The sequence below is a fragment of the Agathobaculum sp. NTUH-O15-33 genome (assembly GCF_033193315.1).
Taxonomy (GTDB): Bacteria; Bacillota; Clostridia; order Oscillospirales; family Butyricicoccaceae; genus Agathobaculum; species Agathobaculum faecihominis_A.
In genome coordinates this window covers 1731936-1750443 of the sequence record NZ_CP136187.1, presented here as the reverse complement: position 1 = coordinate 1750443, position 18508 = coordinate 1731936, and the positions used below count along the sequence as shown (strand labels likewise).

General features: G+C 58.3%; 17 protein-coding genes and 2 pseudogenes. 6 read left to right on the top strand and 13 right to left on the bottom strand.

Going from position 1 to position 18508, the window contains the following annotated elements; genetic code table 11:
- Positions 1–43: 43 nt before the first annotated feature.
- On the bottom strand, positions 44–1111 hold the full coding sequence (locus RWV98_RS08865; RefSeq protein WP_280960357.1) for a branched-chain amino acid aminotransferase: 1068 nt from the start codon (positions 1109–1111) through the stop codon (positions 44–46).
- 247 nt (positions 1112–1358) lie between these two features.
- Here RWV98_RS08865 and RWV98_RS08860 point away from each other — a divergent pair, with 247 nt between their 5' ends.
- Positions 1359–2555, top strand: coding sequence for a polysaccharide deacetylase family protein (locus tag RWV98_RS08860; protein ID WP_317865330.1), 1197 nt, complete (start codon positions 1359–1361; stop codon positions 2553–2555).
- Between the two features lie 43 nt (positions 2556–2598).
- Here RWV98_RS08860 and RWV98_RS08855 read toward each other — a convergent pair.
- From RWV98_RS08855 to RWV98_RS08845, 3 genes and pseudogenes are all read right to left on the bottom strand, one after another.
- Positions 2599–3090: pseudogene (locus RWV98_RS08855) on the bottom strand (sigma-70 family RNA polymerase sigma factor); the annotation flags it as partial.
- A 23-nt stretch (positions 3091–3113) separates the two neighbouring features.
- On the bottom strand, positions 3114–4499 hold the full coding sequence (locus tag RWV98_RS08850; RefSeq protein WP_317865328.1) for a recombinase family protein: 1386 nt from the start codon (positions 4497–4499) through the stop codon (positions 3114–3116).
- Entirely contained in the window at positions 4487–4684 is a 198-nt protein-coding gene (locus RWV98_RS08845) for a hypothetical protein (RefSeq protein ID WP_280963409.1), read from the bottom strand. Before RWV98_RS08845 ends, RWV98_RS08850 begins: the two co-directional genes overlap by 13 nt.
- A gap of 250 nt (positions 4685–4934) precedes the next feature.
- On the opposite strand from RWV98_RS08845, the gene pta reads away from it, so the two are divergent.
- The 5 genes from pta to hydF all read left to right on the top strand — a co-directional run bounded on the left by pta (position 4935) and on the right by hydF (position 10938).
- On the top strand, positions 4935–5909 hold the full coding sequence (gene pta, locus RWV98_RS08840) for a phosphate acetyltransferase (RefSeq protein WP_280963411.1): 975 nt from the start codon (positions 4935–4937) through the stop codon (positions 5907–5909).
- Between the two features lie 160 nt (positions 5910–6069).
- Entirely contained in the window at positions 6070–6927 is an 858-nt protein-coding gene (locus RWV98_RS08835; protein ID WP_317865326.1) for an AraC family transcriptional regulator, read from the top strand.
- Positions 6928–7197: 270 nt separating this feature from the next.
- Entirely contained in the window at positions 7198–8268 is a 1071-nt protein-coding gene (hydE, locus tag RWV98_RS08830) for a [FeFe] hydrogenase H-cluster radical SAM maturase HydE (protein ID WP_317865324.1), read from the top strand.
- 39 nt (positions 8269–8307) lie between these two features.
- Positions 8308–9723 carry a [FeFe] hydrogenase H-cluster radical SAM maturase HydG gene (gene hydG, locus RWV98_RS08825; protein ID WP_317865735.1) on the top strand — a complete coding sequence of 472 codons (1416 nt, stop codon included), beginning with the start codon at positions 8308–8310 and terminating at the stop codon, positions 9721–9723.
- Positions 9724–9738: 15 nt separating this feature from the next.
- Positions 9739–10938, top strand: a complete 1200-nt coding sequence (hydF, locus tag RWV98_RS08820; protein WP_317865322.1) for a [FeFe] hydrogenase H-cluster maturation GTPase HydF — start codon at positions 9739–9741, stop codon at positions 10936–10938.
- Between the two features lie 57 nt (positions 10939–10995).
- On the opposite strand, the gene RWV98_RS08815 is transcribed toward hydF, so the two are convergent.
- The 9 genes and pseudogenes from RWV98_RS08815 to RWV98_RS08775 form a co-directional block, all read right to left on the bottom strand.
- On the bottom strand, positions 10996–12309 hold the full coding sequence (locus RWV98_RS08815) for an AI-2E family transporter (protein ID WP_317865320.1): 1314 nt from the start codon (positions 12307–12309) through the stop codon (positions 10996–10998).
- Positions 12310–12343: 34 nt separating this feature from the next.
- Positions 12344–12646, bottom strand: coding sequence for a hypothetical protein (locus RWV98_RS08810; protein ID WP_280961427.1), 303 nt, complete (start codon positions 12644–12646; stop codon positions 12344–12346).
- Between the two features lie 26 nt (positions 12647–12672).
- On the bottom strand, positions 12673–13302 hold the full coding sequence (locus RWV98_RS08805) for a 3'-5' exonuclease (protein WP_317865318.1): 630 nt from the start codon (positions 13300–13302) through the stop codon (positions 12673–12675).
- Positions 13299–14000: a DUF2461 domain-containing protein gene (locus RWV98_RS08800; RefSeq protein ID WP_317865316.1), complete on the bottom strand. Its 702-nt coding sequence runs from the start codon at positions 13998–14000 to the stop codon at positions 13299–13301. The genes RWV98_RS08805 and RWV98_RS08800 overlap by 4 nt, the downstream gene beginning before the upstream one ends.
- A gap of 239 nt (positions 14001–14239) precedes the next feature.
- Positions 14240–15010 carry a sulfite exporter TauE/SafE family protein gene (locus RWV98_RS08795; protein WP_280961430.1) on the bottom strand — a complete coding sequence of 257 codons (771 nt, stop codon included), beginning with the start codon at positions 15008–15010 and terminating at the stop codon, positions 14240–14242.
- Complete coding sequence (locus RWV98_RS08790; RefSeq protein ID WP_317865314.1) at positions 15004–15447, bottom strand: MarR family winged helix-turn-helix transcriptional regulator; 444 nt, start codon at positions 15445–15447, stop codon at positions 15004–15006. Before RWV98_RS08790 ends, RWV98_RS08795 begins: the two co-directional genes overlap by 7 nt.
- Positions 15448–15537: 90 nt before the next feature.
- Entirely contained in the window at positions 15538–16038 is a 501-nt protein-coding gene (gene ilvN, locus RWV98_RS08785; RefSeq protein WP_442872122.1) for an acetolactate synthase small subunit, read from the bottom strand.
- Positions 16038–17775 (bottom strand): annotated as a pseudogene (gene ilvB / locus RWV98_RS08780) (biosynthetic-type acetolactate synthase large subunit). The gene ilvN and the pseudogene ilvB overlap by 1 nt, the downstream one beginning before the upstream one ends.
- Positions 17776–17865: 90 nt before the next feature.
- The gene (locus tag RWV98_RS08775) at positions 17866–18450 is read right to left on the bottom strand and encodes a TetR/AcrR family transcriptional regulator (RefSeq protein ID WP_317865310.1); all 585 of its coding nucleotides are present in this window, start codon (positions 18448–18450) and stop codon (positions 17866–17868) included.
- Positions 18451–18508 lie beyond the last annotated feature (58 nt).

Sequence of the window (18508 nt, the reverse complement as noted above, 5' to 3'; positions counted from 1 at the left end):
CCCGCTCCATCAGAGCGGGATGTTTTTCGTTTGGATATTATATTCAGTCCACCTTGACCGTCCAGCCAAGCTCGTCGGGGAGGTTGCCCCATTGCACGCCGGTCAGGGTATCGTACAGCTTCTGGGTGACAGGGCCGATCTTGCCGCCGTTGATGTAGGCGACCTGATCTTCGTAGCGCAGTTCGCCGACCGGCGAGATAACCGCCGCCGTGCCGGTGCCGAACACCTCTTCCAGCTTGCCGTTTTGCGAAGCCTCCATCACCATGGCGATGGGCAGGCGCTCCTCGGAGACCGGGATGCCCCAGTGCTTCAGTAGCTCGATACAACTCATGCGGGTAACGCCGGGCAGCACGGTGCCGACACAGGGCGCGGTGTAGACCGTGCCGTCGATTTTGAAGAAGCAGTTCATCGAACCGACTTCCTCCACATACTTATGCTCCACACCGTCGAGCCACAGGGTCTGCTCATAGCCAAGGTCGTGCGCCTTGACCTGCGAGATCAAGCTGGCCGCATAGTTGCCGCCGCACTTGGTAAAGCCGGTGCCGCCGGGGCAGGCGCGGGTGTATTCGTCCTCCACAAAGATCTTGACCGGGTTGATGCCGGTGGAGTAATAAGCGCCGACGGGCGAGCAGATGATAATAAACTGGTGCGTTTTGGACGGACGCACGCCCAGATGCGGCTCGGTCGCAATGACAAAGGGGCGGATGTACAGGCTGGTGCCTTCCGCGTGCGGCACCCAATCCTTTTCTGTTTCAACAATCGCCTTGACGGCCTGAACGAAATCATCGACCGGCAGGCTGGGCAGGCACATACGGTGGTTCGTATTCATCATGCGTTCCGCGTTTTTATCGGGACGGAAAAGCTGAATCTCGCCCGACGGCGTGCGGTAGGCCTTCATACCCTCAAACGATTCCATGGCGTAGTGCAGCGTCATGGCGGCGGGGTCGAGCTGCAGCGGCGCATAGGGGACGATGCGTGCATCGTGCCAGCCCTTGTCCTCATCGTGATCGACGATGAGCATATGATCGGTATAGTAAATACCGAATCCAAGGTTCGATTCATCCGGCTTTTGTTTCTTGCTGGTGGTCAGCTGGGTCTTGATGGACAGCATAGCGGTTCACTCTTTCCGTTTTATTTTGTTCGTTTTTATTATACCACAGCGGTTGATATACGCAAGGGTTTATTGCTCCGTAGGTGCCGCTGGTGGTATAATTATTTGAATGCCTGTATAATAGTCGCTTGCGGCTATTATACCACTTTTGCAGGATAAAGCAAGGCGTTTTTCATACGGCGCGTGACAAAGAGCGAATTTTTTGGTATACTGTTATCGGTTATTTTCTTTGGAAAGGAGCGCCGCTATGAAACGGTTGCTGACCCGGATACTTGGCGTCCTCCTCTGCGCGGCGCTGGTTCTTCCTTTATTGCCTCCCTCCGCCGGCGCGCTGACGCTGACCGCCGTGAACGACACCCTGCTTCCCGTCAGCGAGGGCACCATGCCCGCCCGCCTTGGTGGCGAACTGTACGTGCCATACGACGTATTCACGCAGCTGGGCGTTTCCAGTTCCTCGGAAGAAGGGGTGCTGAATCTCTCCTCCGGTGGCGAGACCCTCTCCTTTTCGCCGGATGAGGGCTATGTATACGATCAATATATGAACAGCTACGATTCCCCCGCCTATTCGATGAACGGTACGGTTTACGTGCCCGTCAAACTTTGCTGCGGCAAGTTCGGACTGACCTACTCCACCTTTTCCGCCTATGGCGAAACGGTGCTGCGCGTGACGGACGGCGCTTCGCAGAGCGACAGTGAATTTGCAAGCTCGGCCTCGGGCGATATCGAACGCGCGATCAACGCCTACAAGGGCGTGCCCACCTCGCCCGACACGCCGAATAACGGCGGCAATTCCCAAAAGCCGCCCGACAAACCGGTCGAACCGCCCATTCCCCCGGTGGAGGAAAAGCCCACGCAAAAGCCCGGCCGCGTTTATCTCACCTTTTTCGGGCCGACGACACAGTACACCCCGCAAACATTGGATGCGCTGCACGGCGCGGGCCGGCTTGCGACCTTCTTCCTCTCCACCGACACGGCCGCTTGGTCGAGCGACACGGTGCGCCGCATCGTAGGCGAGGGACACACCGCCGCGCTGCTGCTGTACGCCGAGCCTTCCGTAGCGCCCGACGAGCTGGTGGAACGCCTAACGGCGGCCAACAAACAGCTGGCCTTTCTGACCGGCGTCAACACCCGCATCGTTTCCAACGCGGACGGCTGCAACAAACTGACCGCGGCCCAGCGCGACGCGATCATCGCCGCCGGATACCGCCTGTGGGATTCGACGATGGACTCCGGCGATTCCACCCAGTCCGCACCGATGACCTACGCCGTAACGGCCCAGCGCTTCGCCGCGACAAACGCGACCGTTGTGCTGCGCCTTCGTCACAGCGCTTCCACAGCCAGTGCGGTGCAGTCCCTTTCCGCTTACATGCTGCGGCAGGGCATCCCCTCCTCGCGTGTGACGCTGAACACCTCGCCAATTAATTTGATCTCGGATATCCGCTGACAACAAGTGCCTTGCAAACCAGCCGGTTTGCAAGGCACTACTTTTATATCTGCTTGCGGATGCGATCGATCGCACCCTTTTCCAGACGGCTTACCTGCGCCTGCGAGATGTGTATCTCATCGGCGACCTCCATCTGCGTGCGGCCCTCGAAAAAGCGAAGCTGAATGATGCGCTTTTCGCGCTCCGTCAAGCTGTCGATCGCTTCCTTGAGCGCGATACGGGCCAGCCACTGCTCGTCCGTATTCTTATTATCACCCACCTGATCCATCACGCATACCGTGTCTGTGCCGTCGTGAAAGACCGGCTCGAAAAGCGAGACCGGATCGAGGATAGCGTCCAGTGCAAAGACGACTTCTTCTTTCTTTACCCCCATGGCCTTGGCCAGCTCCATGATATCCGGCTCGCGCTGATTTGCGCGAATAAACGCTTCCTTCGCTTGCAGCGCCTTGTATGCCGTGTCGCGCAGCGAGCGGGATACGCGCAGCGCGCTGTTGTCGCGTAAATACCGGCGTATTTCACCAATGATCATCGGCATGAATGTGCGCAGGTGAAACAGATTCAGCCCGCCCTTGTCGCGCCGGTCTGTTCAGCGGCGTCAAAGGCGTAATAAACCTCTATTTTGTCATTTTGCAAGACGATTTTTTCGACCAGCGCGCGCACCAGCGTTTGCCGCCGTTCATCGGGCAGCGTGTCCCAGCAAGCGCCAATGGTCGTCAGCGCGTCCCGCGCGTCACTAACTTCCTGCCGCTGCGCCTTTTGCGCTTCCGCTTCGGCGAGCATTCTTTCCGCGCGCTGCTGTTCGGTTTTGGCGCGGTTGATCGCTTCGCGCAGCGCCTCGTCCTCGCCCTCGGCATACAATTCGTACAGGCGACGCAGCTTATGCTTGGCCCGATCAAGCGCACGGCGGCACGCGGGTCCATCGGTTTGGCGGCCGCTTTTATGTCTCGGCTTTGCGGCCAGCCGGCACAGGTCACGCACGACGACCGCCTCGACCTCCCGAGCCATGACGCCGCGGTTCGGGCAGTCCGCATCATGCACCAAATGGGGCTTGGATCGATCGCGCGAATAGCACACCAGCTTGTCCCCCGCGTTTCCCCATTTCTGGTAACGCATTTTGGCTCCGCAGTGGCCGCAGACAAGCAGACCGGTCAGCAGCTTGTTGCCCGCCGCCGCGCGCGGCCGATCGGTTCTGCGTAGCCGCCTCTGCGCGCGCGCAAAGGTCTCGCGGTCAATGAGCGGCTCGTGCCTGCCCTGATAGGTCTCGCCCTTGTAGCAGATCACACCGGTGTTGCTCTCGCGCTTTAAGATCTGCGTGACCAGATGCTCGTACTTGAGCCCGAGATCTCTGGCGATCCGGTTTTGCGAGTGGCCCGCGAGATAGCGTGCATAGATCTCGCGCACAGTGTCCGCGTCCGCATTCGGTACCAGAATACCCCGTGCGGGATCGTAATCATAGCCAAAGGGAATTTTACCGCCCCCCGGCCAATAGCCCTGCTTGACGCGTTCAACCATGCCCATGCGCGTGCGAAGGAAAATGTTTTCACGTTCCAGCTGCGCAAAGGCGGACAAAATACCGATCATGGCCCGCCCGTACGGGCTGCCGGTATCGATATTTTCATTGATGGATACAAAATCCACCCCATGCGGCAGAAACACATCCTCGATCAAAAAGAGCGTGTCCTTCTGGCTTCGGCTGAGCCGGTCGAGCTTGTATACGACGACCCGCTCGATCTCGCCCGCGCGGATGCGCCGGGTCAGCTCCTCCATTGCCGGACGCGATAGGTTGGAACCCGAAAAACCGCCGTCCACAAAGCGCTCAAACCGTAAAAGGCCCTTCATTTTGCAGTAGGCTTCCAGCTTTTCCGCCTGTGCCGAGAGCGAGTAGCCCTCATCCGCCTGCGCTTCCGTGGAAACGCGCAGATACAGCGCGGTCAGTTTGTCCATGCTTCTTCCTTTCCAAAGCCGCCGTCCTCCGCATTCAGTATAGCAGAGGCGCCCGCGGCGGGCAAAGGCAAATCCTGCCGCGCGCGCGTATCCGAAAGCAGCGCGCCGACGCCTTCCGCGTCCAGCAGAAGCGGCGGCATCACGCCATGCAGGCGCTTACCGTTTAAATAGCGAACAATTTTCATGCAAATACCACTTCCCTTCCACTTCCAGTATCGCCCGGGGACGCGCATTTTAGCCTTTATAAAAGAATTTCGGTTTTTCATTGTTTTACGTATTGAGAACTGCCCATGATAGGGTGTATAATGTTGGCAGATCACTTATGGAACCACTGCATACAGGGTATGCGGCAAAGCGTCGGATCATTAACGCCGTTTTGCCAAGCCCGCTTTGCGCAGCGGTTTCTGAAAAAACGGAGGAGAGAAAACTATGTCTATGTTCGACAACCTGATCGCCACGCTGAAAGCCGATCCCCGCAAGGTCGTTTTTACCGAGGGTTCGGATCCCCGTATCCTCGAAGCTGCCGCCCGTCTGAAGAAGGACGGTCTGCTCACTTCGATCCTCGTCGGCAATGTGGATGAAGTGAACGCCGCTGCCAAGGCCGGCGGCTTCGATATCGACGGCCTCGAGATCCTCGATCCCGCTACTTACCCCGAGATGGACGCCATGGTCGCCAAGATGGTGGAGCTTCGCAAGGGCAAAATGAGCGAAGAGGACTGCCGCAAGGCGCTCTCTAAGGGCAACTACTTCGGCACCATGCTGGTAAAGCTGGGTAAAGCCGACGCGCTGCTCGGCGGCGCTACCTATTCGACGGCCGACACGGTCCGTCCCGCCCTGCAGATCATCAAGACCAAGCCGGGCAACAAGATCGTATCCTCCTGCTTTATCCTGCGCCGCGACGCGAAGGACGGCGGCGACGAGAAGTACGCAATGGGCGACTGCGCGATCAACATCAATCCCGGCGAGGATGATCTGGTTGAGATCGCGATCGAGACCGCGAAGACCGCCGCTGCCTTCGGCATCGATCCCAAGGTTGCGATGCTGTCCTACTCGACCATGGGCTCCGGCAAGGGCGAGACCGTCGATATGATGCGGGGCGCCACCGAAAAGACCAAGGCCGCCGCTCCCGAACTCGCCGTTGACGGCGAATTGCAGTTCGACGCAGCGTTCTCCCCTGTTGTCGCGCAGACTAAGTGCAAGGGTTCTCCCGTTGCCGGTCAGGCCAACACCTTTATCTTCCCCGATATCAACGCGGGCAACATCGGCTACAAGATCGCGCAGCGTCTGGGCGGTTTCGAGGCCTACGGCCCGATCCTGCAGGGCCTGAACGCCCCTATCAACGACCTTTCCCGCGGCTGCGACGCGAACGAGGTCTACCAGATGGCCATCATCACCGCCGGCCTGAAGTAAGTATTTTACGAAACCATCAAAGGGTGCGCTGCAAAGTGTTTTGCAGCGCACCTTTTGTATTGGATCGTCATTTGTCGCTGCGGACAGAATAAAGCATAAGAAAGCGGGAACGGCTCCGTTTCCGGTCGTAAGATAGAGATATGGAAAGGAGGCGGCATCCATGGAGTGGACCGTATGTATCAGCAACGCAATCCGCTATATCGAAGAGCATCTCACCGAGGAACTCACCACGGAAGACATCGCGCGGCAGGCGCTGGTTTCCCCCTACTATTTTCAAAAGGGCTTTGCCATGCTTTGCGGTTTTACGGTAGGCGAGTATATCAAAAAACGAAGGCTCACGCTTGCCGGCAGCAAGCTCGTTTCCACGGACCAGAAAATCATCGACATCGCGCTCCAATGCGGCTACGATTCGCCGGATAGCTTTACCAAAGCGTTTACCCGATTCCACGGCGCCACGCCTTCTTCCGTGCGGAAGGGCGAAGCAATGATCAAAGCCTTTGCTCCGCTCAAAATCAACCTTACACTGGAAGGAGGCGATACGATGGATTATAAAATCGTGTCAAAGGCCGCGTTCACCATCATCGGCATATCCAAGGTATTGCGGTATGAGGAAGCGGCGGCGGAGTCGCCGAAGCTGTGGGCGGCGTTTTACGAGTCCGGAAAAGACATTCATGTACGCAGCGTGTACGGCGTGTCCATTGACGAACAGATGGATGGCGATCGGTTTGAATATTGGGTCGCGGACAACTACGACCCGGCCCACGACATCGCGCAGGGCTTTTCAACCCGGACGATCCCCGCGCACACGTGGGCTGTCTTTGCTTGCAAAGGCGCGGCTACCCATGTCATGCCGGAGGTGCACCGGCAGATCTTTGCAGAATGGTTGCCGGGCTGTAGTGACTACGAAATCGCGGCGGGCTACCATATCGAAATGTACGGCGATCCCGCCGCCTATGCCAATGGGGTACAGGACGACAGCTATTACAGCGAAATCTGGATCCCCGTACGGCAAAAGTAAAACGAGCATCAGAGCCGTTGCGTAAGGCAACGGCTCTGATGCCAGTTTCGGATTTCTGCGTGATGTGTCTTGCGCTATGGCGTGGTCTGTGATATAGTGATAATAGTTCCTGATACTGAAAACACGCTTTGAGGTAAAAGGTACGGCATATTGTTTGGGCGTTTCTATACCCAGCCGTACCGGGCCTTTCGCTTGTACGGCTGTTTTTCTTTTATGAAGCATGGGAGGAATGCGCATGAACCGAATATATTGGCGCCGCGAGGTATGTCTATGACCGAACTGCACACGCTCGCCGAACAGCTTGCCGCCGAACATGACCTGCCGGATAAAGCGCTTCACGCGCTGATCGCCGGACGAAACGCGGAGATCCAGCGCTATCTTGCGCAGCGGGCGGAGGCGCTGCGGCAAAAAATATACGGAAACCGTATTTATATCCGCGGCCTGATCGAATTTACGAATCACTGCAAAAACGATTGCTACTACTGCGGCATCCGTCGGAGCAACGGCAAGGCGCAACGTTACCGCCTGACTCGCGCGGATATTCTCGCCTGCTGTGAAGAGGGATACCGTCTCGGCTTTCGCACCTTTGTGCTGCAGGGCGGCGAAGACCCCTATTTTACGGATGAGCGCCTGACCGATATCGTGCGCGCCATACGCGCGGGTTTTCCGGATTGCGCCATCACCCTTTCCGTGGGCGAACGCAGCGTCCAAAGCTATCGCGCTCTTTTTCAGGCCGGGGCCGACCGCTATTTGCTGCGCCACGAGACCGCGACCAAAGCGCATTATGACCGGCTGCACCCGCCCGCAATGGATTTTGAGCGCCGGATGGACTGTCTGCGGCAGCTGCGGCGAATCGGCTACCAGACCGGCTGCGGCTTCATGGTCGGCTCGCCCGGTCAGACGGACGAGCACCTTGTCCGCGAGCTTCGCTTCTTAAAGGACTTTCAGCCGCATATGGTGGGCATTGGGCCTTTTCTGCCTCACGCGGATACGCCTTTTCGAGATCAGCCGGGCGGCACGGCGGAGCTGACGTTGTATCTGCTCTCCCTTATCCGATTGCTGCTGCCCGAGGTGCTGCTGCCCGCCACGACCGCGCTTGGCACCGCCGCCGGAGACGGCCGGGAGCGCGGCATCCGCGCCGGAGCGAATGTGGTGATGCCCAACCTCTCTCCCCTATCGGTGCGGCAAAAATACATGCTCTATGACAAAAAGATCTTCACGGGCGAGGAATCCGCGCAGTGCGTCGCCTGCCTTGCGAAACGGATGGCTTCGGTAGGCTGCGAGATCGCTGTGTCGCGGGGCGACAGCCTCATCCGGACCCAGCATAACGATTTTTACTGACGGGGAAGCCGATCTGACCCGCAAGAAAGGAAACGAATGATGTACGATCCCAAATCTCTGCAAGCAGAGGAATTTATCAGCCACGACGAGATCCTCGCAACGCTCGACTACGCCGAAGCGCACAAGACCGATCTTCCCCTTGTGGACAGCATTATTGAAAAAGCCGGACAGTGCAAGGGGCTGACCCACCGCGAAGCCTCCGTGCTGCTGGCCTGCGAGGACGGGGAAAGGATCCAGCGGATCTATGCGCTCGCCGAAGCGCTCAAAAAGAAATTTTACGGCAACCGCATCGTTATTTTCGCGCCGCTGTATTTATCCAATTACTGCGTCAACGGCTGCACCTACTGCCCGTATCACCAAAAGAATAAGCATATCGCCCGCAAAAAGCTGACGCAGGAGGAAGTCGCCCGCGAAGTGATCGCCCTGCAAGACATGGGCCACAAGCGCCTTGCGATCGAGGCGGGTGAAGACCCGGTCAACAATCCGCTGGACTACATATTGGAATGCATCGACACCATCTATTCCATCAAGCATAAAAACGGCGCGATCCGCCGCGTCAACGTCAACATCGCGGCTACCACGGTGGAGAACTACCGCAGGCTGAAGGAAGCGGGCATCGGCACGTACATCCTGTTCCAAGAGACCTATCACAAGGCCAGCTACGAAAGCCTGCACCCCACCGGCCCCAAGCATGATTACCGCTACCACACCGAAGCGATGGACCGCGCCATGCAGGGCGGCATCGACGACGTGGGGCTGGGCGTGCTGTTTGGGCTGGAGCTTTATAAGTACGAGTTCGCGGGCCTATTGATGCATGCGGAGCATTTGGAAGCCGTGCACGGCGTTGGCCCGCACACCATCAGCGTGCCGCGCATCAAGCACGCGGACGATATCGACCCCGGCGCGTTCGACAACAGCATCAGCGATGAAACGTTCGCCAAGCTATGCGCCCTCATCCGTCTGGCCGTGCCCTATACCGGTATGATCATTTCCACCAGAGAGAGCCAGCAGGTGCGCGAAAAAGTCATACGGCTTGGCGTGAGTCAGGTGAGCGGCGCGTCCCGCACCTCGGTGGGCGGCTATCAGCAGGAGGAACGGCCGACGGACACCGAACAGTTCGACGTTTCCGACCAGCGCACGCTGGACGAGGTTGTGCGCTGGCTGATGGAGATGGGCTACATCCCCTCCTTCTGTACGGCCTGCTACCGCGAGGGCCGCACCGGCGACCGCTTTATGAGTCTGTGCAAGAGCGGGCAGATTCAAAACTGCTGCCACCCCAACGCCTTGATGACGCTAAAGGAATATTTGATGGATTACGCTTCCGAACCGACGCGGGCGATCGGCGAAGCGCTTATTCAGGCCGAGCTGCAAAATATCCCCCGTGACAACGTGCGCGAGATCTGCGCGGATCATCTGGAAAAGATCGCACATGGCATCCGTGATTTCCGGTTTTAAGGGAGGGCCCGCAACATGGGACTGAATGAAACGCCGCTGGCCGAGCGCGTGCACATCGGTTTTTTCGGGCGGCGCAACGCCGGTAAATCCAGCGTGGTCAACGCTGTGACCGGGCAGGAAATGAGCGTGGTCTCCGCGGTCAAGGGCACGACAACCGATCCTGTCTACAAATCCATGGAGCTGCTGCCGCTTGGCCCCGTGGTCATCATCGACACGCCGGGCTTTGACGACGAGGGCGCGCTTGGCGAAAAGCGCGTTAAGCGCACCAAGCAAATTCTAAACAAAGCGGACTGCGCGGTGCTGGTCATTGACAGCGTTGTCGGCAAAACGGCCGCGGACGAGGCGCTGATCGCCCTGTTCCGGCAAAAGCAGCTCCCCTACCTGACCGTGTACAATAAGTGCGACCTTAGCGGTTATGCGCCGCAGGAAGAAAACGCGATCGCCGTGAGCGCCGCGAGCGGCCTGCAAATCCACGAGCTGAAGGAACGCATTGCCCGCCTTACGCATACGGAAGGCCCCGAACGGCGGCTGATCGGCGATTTGATCGCGCCGGGCGATACGGTGGTCCTCGTCGTGCCCATCGATTCCGCCGCGCCCAAGGGACGGTTGATCCTGCCACAGCAGCAGGCCATACGCGATATTTTGGAAGCGGGCGCGCACGCGTTCGTCACACGGGATACCGAGCTGTCGGGCGCGCTCTGCGCGCTTCGTCAGGCTCCCGCCCTTGTCGTGACCGACAGTCAGGCTTTCGGCCGTGTCAGCAAGGAAACGCCGCCCGAGATACCGCTCACCTCCTTTTCCATCCTGATGGCCCGTTACAAGGGTTTTCTGGAAACAGCGGTGCGCGGCGTGGCCGCGATCGGCCGCCTTGCGGACGGCGACCGCATCCTGATTTCCGAGGGCTGCACCCACCACCGTCAATGCGGCGACATCGGCACGGTCAAGCTGCCGGGCTGGCTGCGGCAGCATACCGGCAAAGAGCTTATGATCGAAACCAGCGCCGGGCGCGACTTTCCGGACGACCTTTCCCCCTACCGGCTGATTATCCACTGCGGCGGCTGCATGCTGAATGAACGCGAAATGCGCTACCGGCAGAAGTGCGCGGCGGACGCGGGTATCCCTTTCACCAATTACGGCACCGCCATCGCACACCTGCACGGCGTTTTGCAGCGCAGCCTTTCCGTGTTTCCTCAGTTGGCCGCATTGCTTCAATAACTGTTCTTACAAAAAAATGGAGCGCACTGTTTTTTTACGACAGCGCGCTCCGTTTTCTTATTTCTTTTTGTTTTCCTGCGCCTGATCGGCGCGGCGGCGTTCCTTTTTGCTCACGGGCGGAATATTGTCCTTGGTCTCGACAAACTCGAACGTATCGGGATCGATGCGTTTGGGTCCCCGGTAAGCGTTCGTATCCGTGGAAAGACCGCGTTTTTTGAGCAGATTGTTGAAAAACTCGGTCGCCACACTATACAAAACAGCGAAAATCGGTACGCCGACCGCCATGCCGACAAAGCCAAACACGCCGCCGAACACCAAAATGGCGAACATGACCCAGAAGCTGGACAGACCGGTGGAATCGCCCAAAATCTTGGGGCCGAGGATGTTGCCGTCAAACTGCTGCAAGACGATGATGAAAATGCCAAAGTAAACCGCCTTGATCGGGCTGATAACCGCGATGAGGATGATGCTCGGGATCGCGCCGATAAACGGCCCAAAGAACGGTATGATATTGGTCACGCCGATGATGACCGAGATCAGCACCGCGTATGGGATCTTCATGAGCGCCACGCCGATAAAGCACAGCACGCCGATGATGAACGAATCGATCAGTTTGCCGGTGATAAAGCCGCCGAACACACGGTGGACATGGCTGACGCGCGACATCACGCGGTTGGCGTGATCCACGCGCATCACGCCGTAGATCACCTTTTTGGCCTGCGCGCAGAAGGTATCCTTGCTATTGAGGATATACAGCGAAATAATAATGCCGATCAGGAAATCGAACAGCAGCGACACGGTGTTTTTTACACCGCTCATCAGTTCGACCAGCCGAGGGGTAATGCCTTGGATCCAACCGATCATCTGATCGGAAAATTCCTCGTAGAGCTGCAAAAAGTTGCGTTCCAGCGCCGGATTATCCTTAAAGAAGCCCGCAACCCAGTTGGATATCTCGGTTAAATAAATATCCATAGAGCCGAGCAGCGTGATGATGCTCGCCACGAGCTGCGGCAGCACCATCCAAAGCAGCACGCCGATGATGGCAAGGCCGATCAGCAGCGTTAAAATGCTGCAAAGGCCCTTGGCAAAGCGCGTGCCGTTTTTCATTTTAACGGAAAGCCGGGGCTGTATTCTACGATACATGCCGTTAAAAATCGGCAGCAGCAGGTAGGCCATGACGAAGCCGAAAATAAACGGCCCCAATATGCCGACCAGCTTTTTGAACAATGTCCAGATAAACGGAAGCCAGCCGAGCAAGTAAAAAACCAGCACGCTCGCTACGATAACACAAAATGCCGTTAAGCCCCACTGAAAATAGTGGGGCTCGGTACTGTTATCGATTTTGTCAGAAGAGTGGGATGGGTCGCTCACGGGTGCACTCCTTTCAAATTTCGATCGCTTTTAATTATTCTTCGCCATCGAAAAAGATGCGCCAGAACAGGTACAGCCAGCTCGCCACAAAGACGACGAACAGCACGCTGCGGCATTTCTTAAAAAGCTTGGCAAAGCAGGAGCCCAGCCAAAGGCCCAGAGAGAGCAGGCAAACCTTCAGAACGGCAAAATCAAAAATAGAAAAATCGTGCGCCTTATCCATTGCAAAATTGGTCCAGCGGCAGGCGCAGCTTTTCGCGCCGTTCGCGTAATCGAGCATTTGCTCGGCACGTGCGCGGATGGCGTCGCGATCGATGTCTTCAAAGTAGTTTTTCATGTTCGTCCTCTCCTTTTTCAGATAGGTCAGTTGCGGTTTGCGCGCGCTGTTTTGCCGCACGCTTCCTTTGCGATGCTGCACGGCGATTTGCCGGCGGGAGAAATGCGGCCCAGCCGCATACCGATCCGCTCCGCGAGTTCGCACACATCGCCGGAGCCGGTCTTTTGCAGGGCCGCCTGCAGAATAAAGCCCGCGGCCTGCGCGTCCGACCCGGCTTCGTGGTGGTTGAGCGGAATGCCCAGCGCCTCGCTCACCGTGTTGAGCTTGTGGTTGATCAGTTCGGGCCATACGCGCTGCGATACCTTGACGGTGCAGACGTACGCGCAGTCCGGCAAGGGCAAATGATAGTAGTTCAGGCACGCGCACAAAACAGCGGTGTCAAACATGGCGTTGTGGCAAACAAGCACGCCGCCGCATACGTCGTCCCGCAGGGCGCGCCATACCTCGTCAAACGCGGGCGAATTGGCGACCATGCGTTCGCGGATGCCGTGGATGCGGATATTGCCCCAGTGGAACTTGCCCACCTCGGCCGGGGGCCGGATCAGCTGCACCTCGTTGCGGACGAGCGCGCGATCCTCGAACACCGAAATGCCCACCGAACAAGCCGACAGCGGCGAAGCGTTGCCGGTTTCAAAATCCATTGCGACGTATCTCATCGCGCCGCCTCCCGCGGTATGACCGCGGCGCGCTCCTTGGCCGCCAAAAGCAGGCGGTAAAACGGGGCGAGCTTTTGCATGGTGCGCAGCATCGGCTGCACGAACGAGCCGTCTAAAATGGGGGCGAAATCCTCGGTCTCGCGGAAGTCGACGCCGAGGTGCTTGCGGTTCAGCCAAGTTTGATAGGCGGGCTTTGCGTCCGGGAATTTGGGGCGCTTGTACGTCTCGCCGCCGAGAACCACCCCGGGGCAGGCGCGCACCGCCTTATACGCGTCCAAAAACAGTTTATCTTCCCTGCGTATCATGTCGCGTATTTCGGCCATTTCCCCGCGGCCGAACGCGCCCCAGCAGCCATATGCCCAAAATTCCGGGTGCACCTCGACATAGAACGAGGGGACATCCTCGAACTGGCGGCGGGGGCGGCGGAAAAAGAGCCATAGATTGGCGCGGTAGAGCGATTTATCGTGCGTATAGCGGGTATCCCGCCGGACGCGGGAAACCATGCGGGAGGGTACCGTGACGAAGCTTGGATCGATTTCGAGCATGGTCGGCGCCATCTCTTCGATCAAGCGGTGGAACGGCTCGATTGCGAGGCGTCGAATCTCCATCTTATGCGCTTCATAAAATTCCTTGCTGTTATGCAGGCGGTTTAGTTGCAGCAGGTCGATGCCCTCTGCTGAAAAACCTGTGAATGCCATGAAAAAGGGCACCACCTTTCTGAATACCATTGTACCGCTTTTCGCCCGCGCATGCAACAGCATTTTGCATTTTCGCCCGCCATAATACGCAAAATATAGATTAGTTAGGAGTTAGGAAGTAGGAGTTAGGAGTTAAAGGTATCGCGCTCCGCGCGATTCTCATTACTAACTCCTACTTCCTAACTCCTAACTCCTAACTCCTAACTCCTAACTCCTACTTCCTATCTCCTAACTCCTACCTACCCAAAGTATCTTACCAGAAGAATGGCCGCGCCCAGCACGGTGAGGACAACGCCGGTCGCGCGGTTCAAAACGATTGCCGGCGCTTTATTGGCGAAACGCGCGGCCAGCCGCGCCCACAGCAGCGTGGAGAGCACGCAGAACACCAGACTCCAAAGGTCGGGCGCGCCGCCGATCGCAAAATGGCTCGCCGCGCCGGTCAGCGCGGTGAAGGTCATGATAAATACGCTGGTGCCCACCGCGGTTTTCAGCTCGTAGCCTAAAACGCTCGTCAGGATAAGCAGCATCATCATGCCGCCGCCAGCGCCGACAAAGCCGCAGATCAAGCCGATCACAACGCCGCAGACGATCGACTGCGTCAAGCGCTTTTTCGGGCTGACCGCGCCCATGCTCTCCTTGGTGGTCATCACGGGCCGAACGATGAATTTGATGCCGAGGAAGAACGTCATCACGACTGAAAAGCTGCCCATCGCATGGCTGGGCACTAAACTGGACAGATAACTGCCCGCCAGCGTGAACACCAGAACGGACGCCATCATCACAAGGCCGTTTTTCACATCAATATTTTTGTGTCTGTAATAGGTGTATGCGCTCACGGCGCTTGCCAGCACGTCGCTCGCCAGCGCGATGCCGACCGCCGTGTACGGCTCCATCCCTAAAAACGTAATCAGCATGGGGCTGATGACGGCGGCGGCGCTCATGCCCGCAAAGCCGGTGCCAAGCCCCGCGCCGATACCCGCCGCAAAACAGACGATAAATTTGATCAGCATGTTGCTTCCTCCTCCGCGAAATGCTCCCGAATATTGGCGGCAATGCGCCGGGTCGTGCGCTCGAACACGCGGAGATCATCCGCGGGAATGTCCCGCAACAGCACGGCAAAAAATGAATCCTGCGCGCGCCGCCCCGCCTCTACCGCCGGATACGCGTCGGGCAAAAGCGACAGGTGCATCACCTTGCGGTTATCCTGCTCCAAATGCGCCGCGAGCCAGCCGCGTTTTGTCAGCGCCTCTAGCGAAACAGAGACCTGTGATTTACTGAGCAGCCGCACGCGCACAATATCCCGCGCCGTGTCATACGCGGGGTTGTTTGCCAGAAACAGCAGGATGTCCAGCTCCATCCGCGTGAGGGAATATTGCTGCGTCACCGGGCGCAGCGCTTCGCCGTAAAGGCGCTTGACCAGCATGGGATTGGAAATCAGTTCGACCATCGTGGGAAAGCCTCCTTCGCCATATTGTTCTATTTAGAACAATATGATTGTACGCCTTTCCCCCCTGCCTGTCAAGGGCGCGGAGCGGCGTTACCGCTCCGCGAGCCCTATTGCCTCGATCGCCACACCGCCGCCGCGCACGATCTCGATGCGCCCCGGAAACTGCTCGCGCAGCAGGCGGATCAATTCGTCGTTTCTGGTTTCCGGCGCGGTGCTTTCCAGCAGCACCGCGTCGCGGCAATAATCCGTTATGTTTACTGAGAACACCCCGGCAAAGCGGAACAGGTCGTCGATCTCTTGCCGGGTACAGGCGCGGACCTTGACAAACAGCAATTCCTTCTGGTGGCTTGCCGTTTCGGTCAGATCGATTACCTTGATCACTTCGACGCAGCGGTCGAGCTGCTTAACGACCTGCTCAAAGGTGCGGTCGTCGCTCGTCAGGCCAATGGTCATGCGGGAGACCGTCGGATCCTCGGTCGGGCCGACGGTCAGGCTGTTCAGGTTATAGCTTTTCCCCGCGAACAGGCCCGCCACACGGGCCAGCACGCCGATTTCATTTTCCGCGAATACGGAAAGCCACCGTTTCTTTATCATACGTTCTCCCCTTCTTCCCCGTCGATCATTTGGTCCAGCGGCAGACCGGGCGGCACGATGGGCAGCACGTTTTCCTCCGGCCCGATCAGAAATTCGATCACGGTGGGCACGCGGCGCTCCTCCTTTGCCGCGCGCAGCGCGGGCAGGACCTCTTCCGCACGGGCGACGCGGCACGCTTTTGCGCCGCAGCTTTCCGCAAGGCGCACAAAATCCGGCACATAGGGCGGACAGTTTGTGCCGGGCGCGTCGCATTCCGGCGGACAGCTTTTGCGCCGCCGCATGCAGGTGCCGGAATACCGGCGGCCGTAAAACATTTGCTGCCACTGGCGCACGTTGCCGAGAAAGCCGTTGTTTAAAATACAGATCACGACCGGCAGTTCATAAACGACCGCGGTGACAAGCTCCTGCATGTTCATCTGAAAGCCGCCGTCCCCCACGATGGCGACGGATTCCCGTTCGGGCTCTCCCAGCTTCGCGCCGATCGCCGCCGGCAGACCGTACCCCATCGTGCCCAAGCCGCCGGACAGGAGCAGCCGCCGGTTTTCATTCAGTTCCAGATACTGCGTGGCCCACAGCTGATTTTGTCCCACATCGGCGGCGATGACCGCGTCTGGAAAGACTTCGTTGATACCCTCCATGATGCGCTGCGGGCCAAACGCGCTGTTAGCGGGCGCAATGGGCCGCCGCGCCTTCCACTCGGCCACCTGCGCCGCCCAATCCCCCACGGGGAGCGGCCCGGCCTTTTCAAGCAGCAGGCACAGGGTCTTTTTCGCGTCCCCCACGATCGGGATGTCAACCGCGACATTGCGGGAGATCGACGCGGGATCGATATCGACATGGACAATGACCGCGTCCTTTGCAAACGAGCCGATCTTGCCGGTAATGCGATCGTTGAACCGCACCCCGATGGAAAATAGCAAATCGCACCCGGTGACCGCGCGGTTGGCCGCATGGCTGCCGTGAATGCCAAGGTTGCCCGCGTAAAGCGGGTGGCCGGTCGGTATCGCGCCCCGTCCCATAATGGTGGTGACGACCGGCACACCGGTTTTTTCCGCGAGCGCGGTCAGTTCCCCCTCGGCCCGGGCGATACGCACGCCGCCGCCAATGAGAAAAACCGGCCGTTTCGCCTGTGCAAGACTGCTCAGCGCCTTTTTGACCTGCCCCATATGTACCGGCGGCTCGGCCCGGTACCCGCGCAGCGCGATGCGCGCCGGGTATTCATCATCCCCCATCGCCTGTTGGATATCCTTGGGCAGATCGACCACCACCACGCCGGGCTTGCCGGTACGGGCAATATAGAACGCCTTCTTGATGATCGCGCCCAGATCCTCGCGCCGCCTGACCGTGACCGCGTACTTGCAGATGCTTCTTGCGATACCGACCATATCGACCTCCTGAAAGGCGTCGTTTCCGATCAGGCCTGTCGGTACCTGACCGGTGAAGCAAACCAGCGGCACGCTGTCGTAATTGGCCGTTGCAATGCCGGTGACCAGATTGGTCGCCCCCGGCCCGCTCGTGACCAGACAAACGCCCGCCCTGCCCGTCGCGCGGGCGTAGCCGTCCGCCGCGTGGATCAGCCCCTTGTTCGTGCCGCGGCAGAATCAAATCGATATCGCGCGCCCCATACAGCGCGTCAAATAAATCGATCGCCTGCCCGCCGGGATAGGCGAACAGCGTTTCCACCCCTTCCGCCCGCAGCGCTTTGACAAACAGCGCGGCCCCTGTGATCTCCATGGATATTCCTCCTTATGAATGCGTGTGCTTGCTTGCATACTATCTATTTTTTTACGGCGCCGCCAAATGGCGATGCCGTAAGAAACATTTTTATGGCGTGGGAATACCCTCGACAAATACTTTTACGCTATTCTCGATGTATTTCCGCTGCTGCACGCCGGTCAGCTTGGCGCCAAAGGAAGCGCTGAGAAAGGTATAGCCGAAGGTGGCGGAAAAAAACGTCATGGCCAGACTTTCAAAATCCGTTTGGGCGATCTTGCCCTTCCGCGCCATTTGCTCAAAGTAATCGGTCAGCGCGGATAGGAAGGTTTCCGGTATCTTCATGATCAGCGGCGCGGTATCTTCATAAATCTGCGGCGCGCGCAGGCCGATTGACAGGTTGACAAAATCCGGGGTCACGCGCTCCATATAGGACGACATGAACATCGCAAGGTCCGCCCGCAGATCCCACCGCACATGCTGAAACACCTCGGGCGTGATGCCCGCGCGCCATTTTTCCTGCTCCATGCCGTGCAGCACGATATCCTTTTTGCTTTGAAATTTGCGGAACAGCGTGCATTCGTTGACCCCTGCCACACGCGCGATATCCTTGGTTGTGGTGGCGGTGTAGCCCTGATCGCGCACCAGCGCCATGGCCGCGTCAATGATCCGCTGGCCGGTCTCCTCCGCTCCCATTTGCTTCACCCCATTATGCAAGCGCTTACTTTCATTTATTGTACCGTTGCCGCGCGGC

Coding starts and splice junctions, on each gene's coding strand:
- RWV98_RS08865 (WP_280960357.1), bottom strand. CDS start 1,111: ATGCTGTCCATCAAGACCCAGCTGACCACCAGCAAGAAACAAAAGCCG.
- RWV98_RS08860 (WP_317865330.1), top strand. CDS start 1,359: ATGAAACGGTTGCTGACCCGGATACTTGGCGTCCTCCTCTGCGCGGCG.
- RWV98_RS08850 (WP_317865328.1), bottom strand. CDS start 4,499: ATGGACAAACTGACCGCGCTGTATCTGCGCGTTTCCACGGAAGCGCAG.
- RWV98_RS08845 (WP_280963409.1), bottom strand. CDS start 4,684: ATGAAAATTGTTCGCTATTTAAACGGTAAGCGCCTGCATGGCGTGATG.
- pta (WP_280963411.1), top strand. CDS start 4,935: ATGTTCGACAACCTGATCGCCACGCTGAAAGCCGATCCCCGCAAGGTC.
- RWV98_RS08835 (WP_317865326.1), top strand. CDS start 6,070: ATGGAGTGGACCGTATGTATCAGCAACGCAATCCGCTATATCGAAGAG.
- hydE (WP_317865324.1), top strand. CDS start 7,198: ATGACCGAACTGCACACGCTCGCCGAACAGCTTGCCGCCGAACATGAC.
- hydG (WP_317865735.1), top strand. CDS start 8,308: ATGTACGATCCCAAATCTCTGCAAGCAGAGGAATTTATCAGCCACGAC.
- hydF (WP_317865322.1), top strand. CDS start 9,739: ATGGGACTGAATGAAACGCCGCTGGCCGAGCGCGTGCACATCGGTTTT.
- RWV98_RS08810 (WP_280961427.1), bottom strand. CDS start 12,646: ATGAAAAACTACTTTGAAGACATCGATCGCGACGCCATCCGCGCACGT.
- RWV98_RS08805 (WP_317865318.1), bottom strand. CDS start 13,302: ATGAGATACGTCGCAATGGATTTTGAAACCGGCAACGCTTCGCCGCTG.
- RWV98_RS08800 (WP_317865316.1), bottom strand. CDS start 14,000: ATGGCATTCACAGGTTTTTCAGCAGAGGGCATCGACCTGCTGCAACTA.
- RWV98_RS08795 (WP_280961430.1), bottom strand. CDS start 15,010: ATGCTGATCAAATTTATCGTCTGTTTTGCGGCGGGTATCGGCGCGGGG.
- RWV98_RS08790 (WP_317865314.1), bottom strand. CDS start 15,447: ATGGTCGAACTGATTTCCAATCCCATGCTGGTCAAGCGCCTTTACGGC.
- RWV98_RS08775 (WP_317865310.1), bottom strand. CDS start 18,450: ATGGGAGCGGAGGAGACCGGCCAGCGGATCATTGACGCGGCCATGGCG.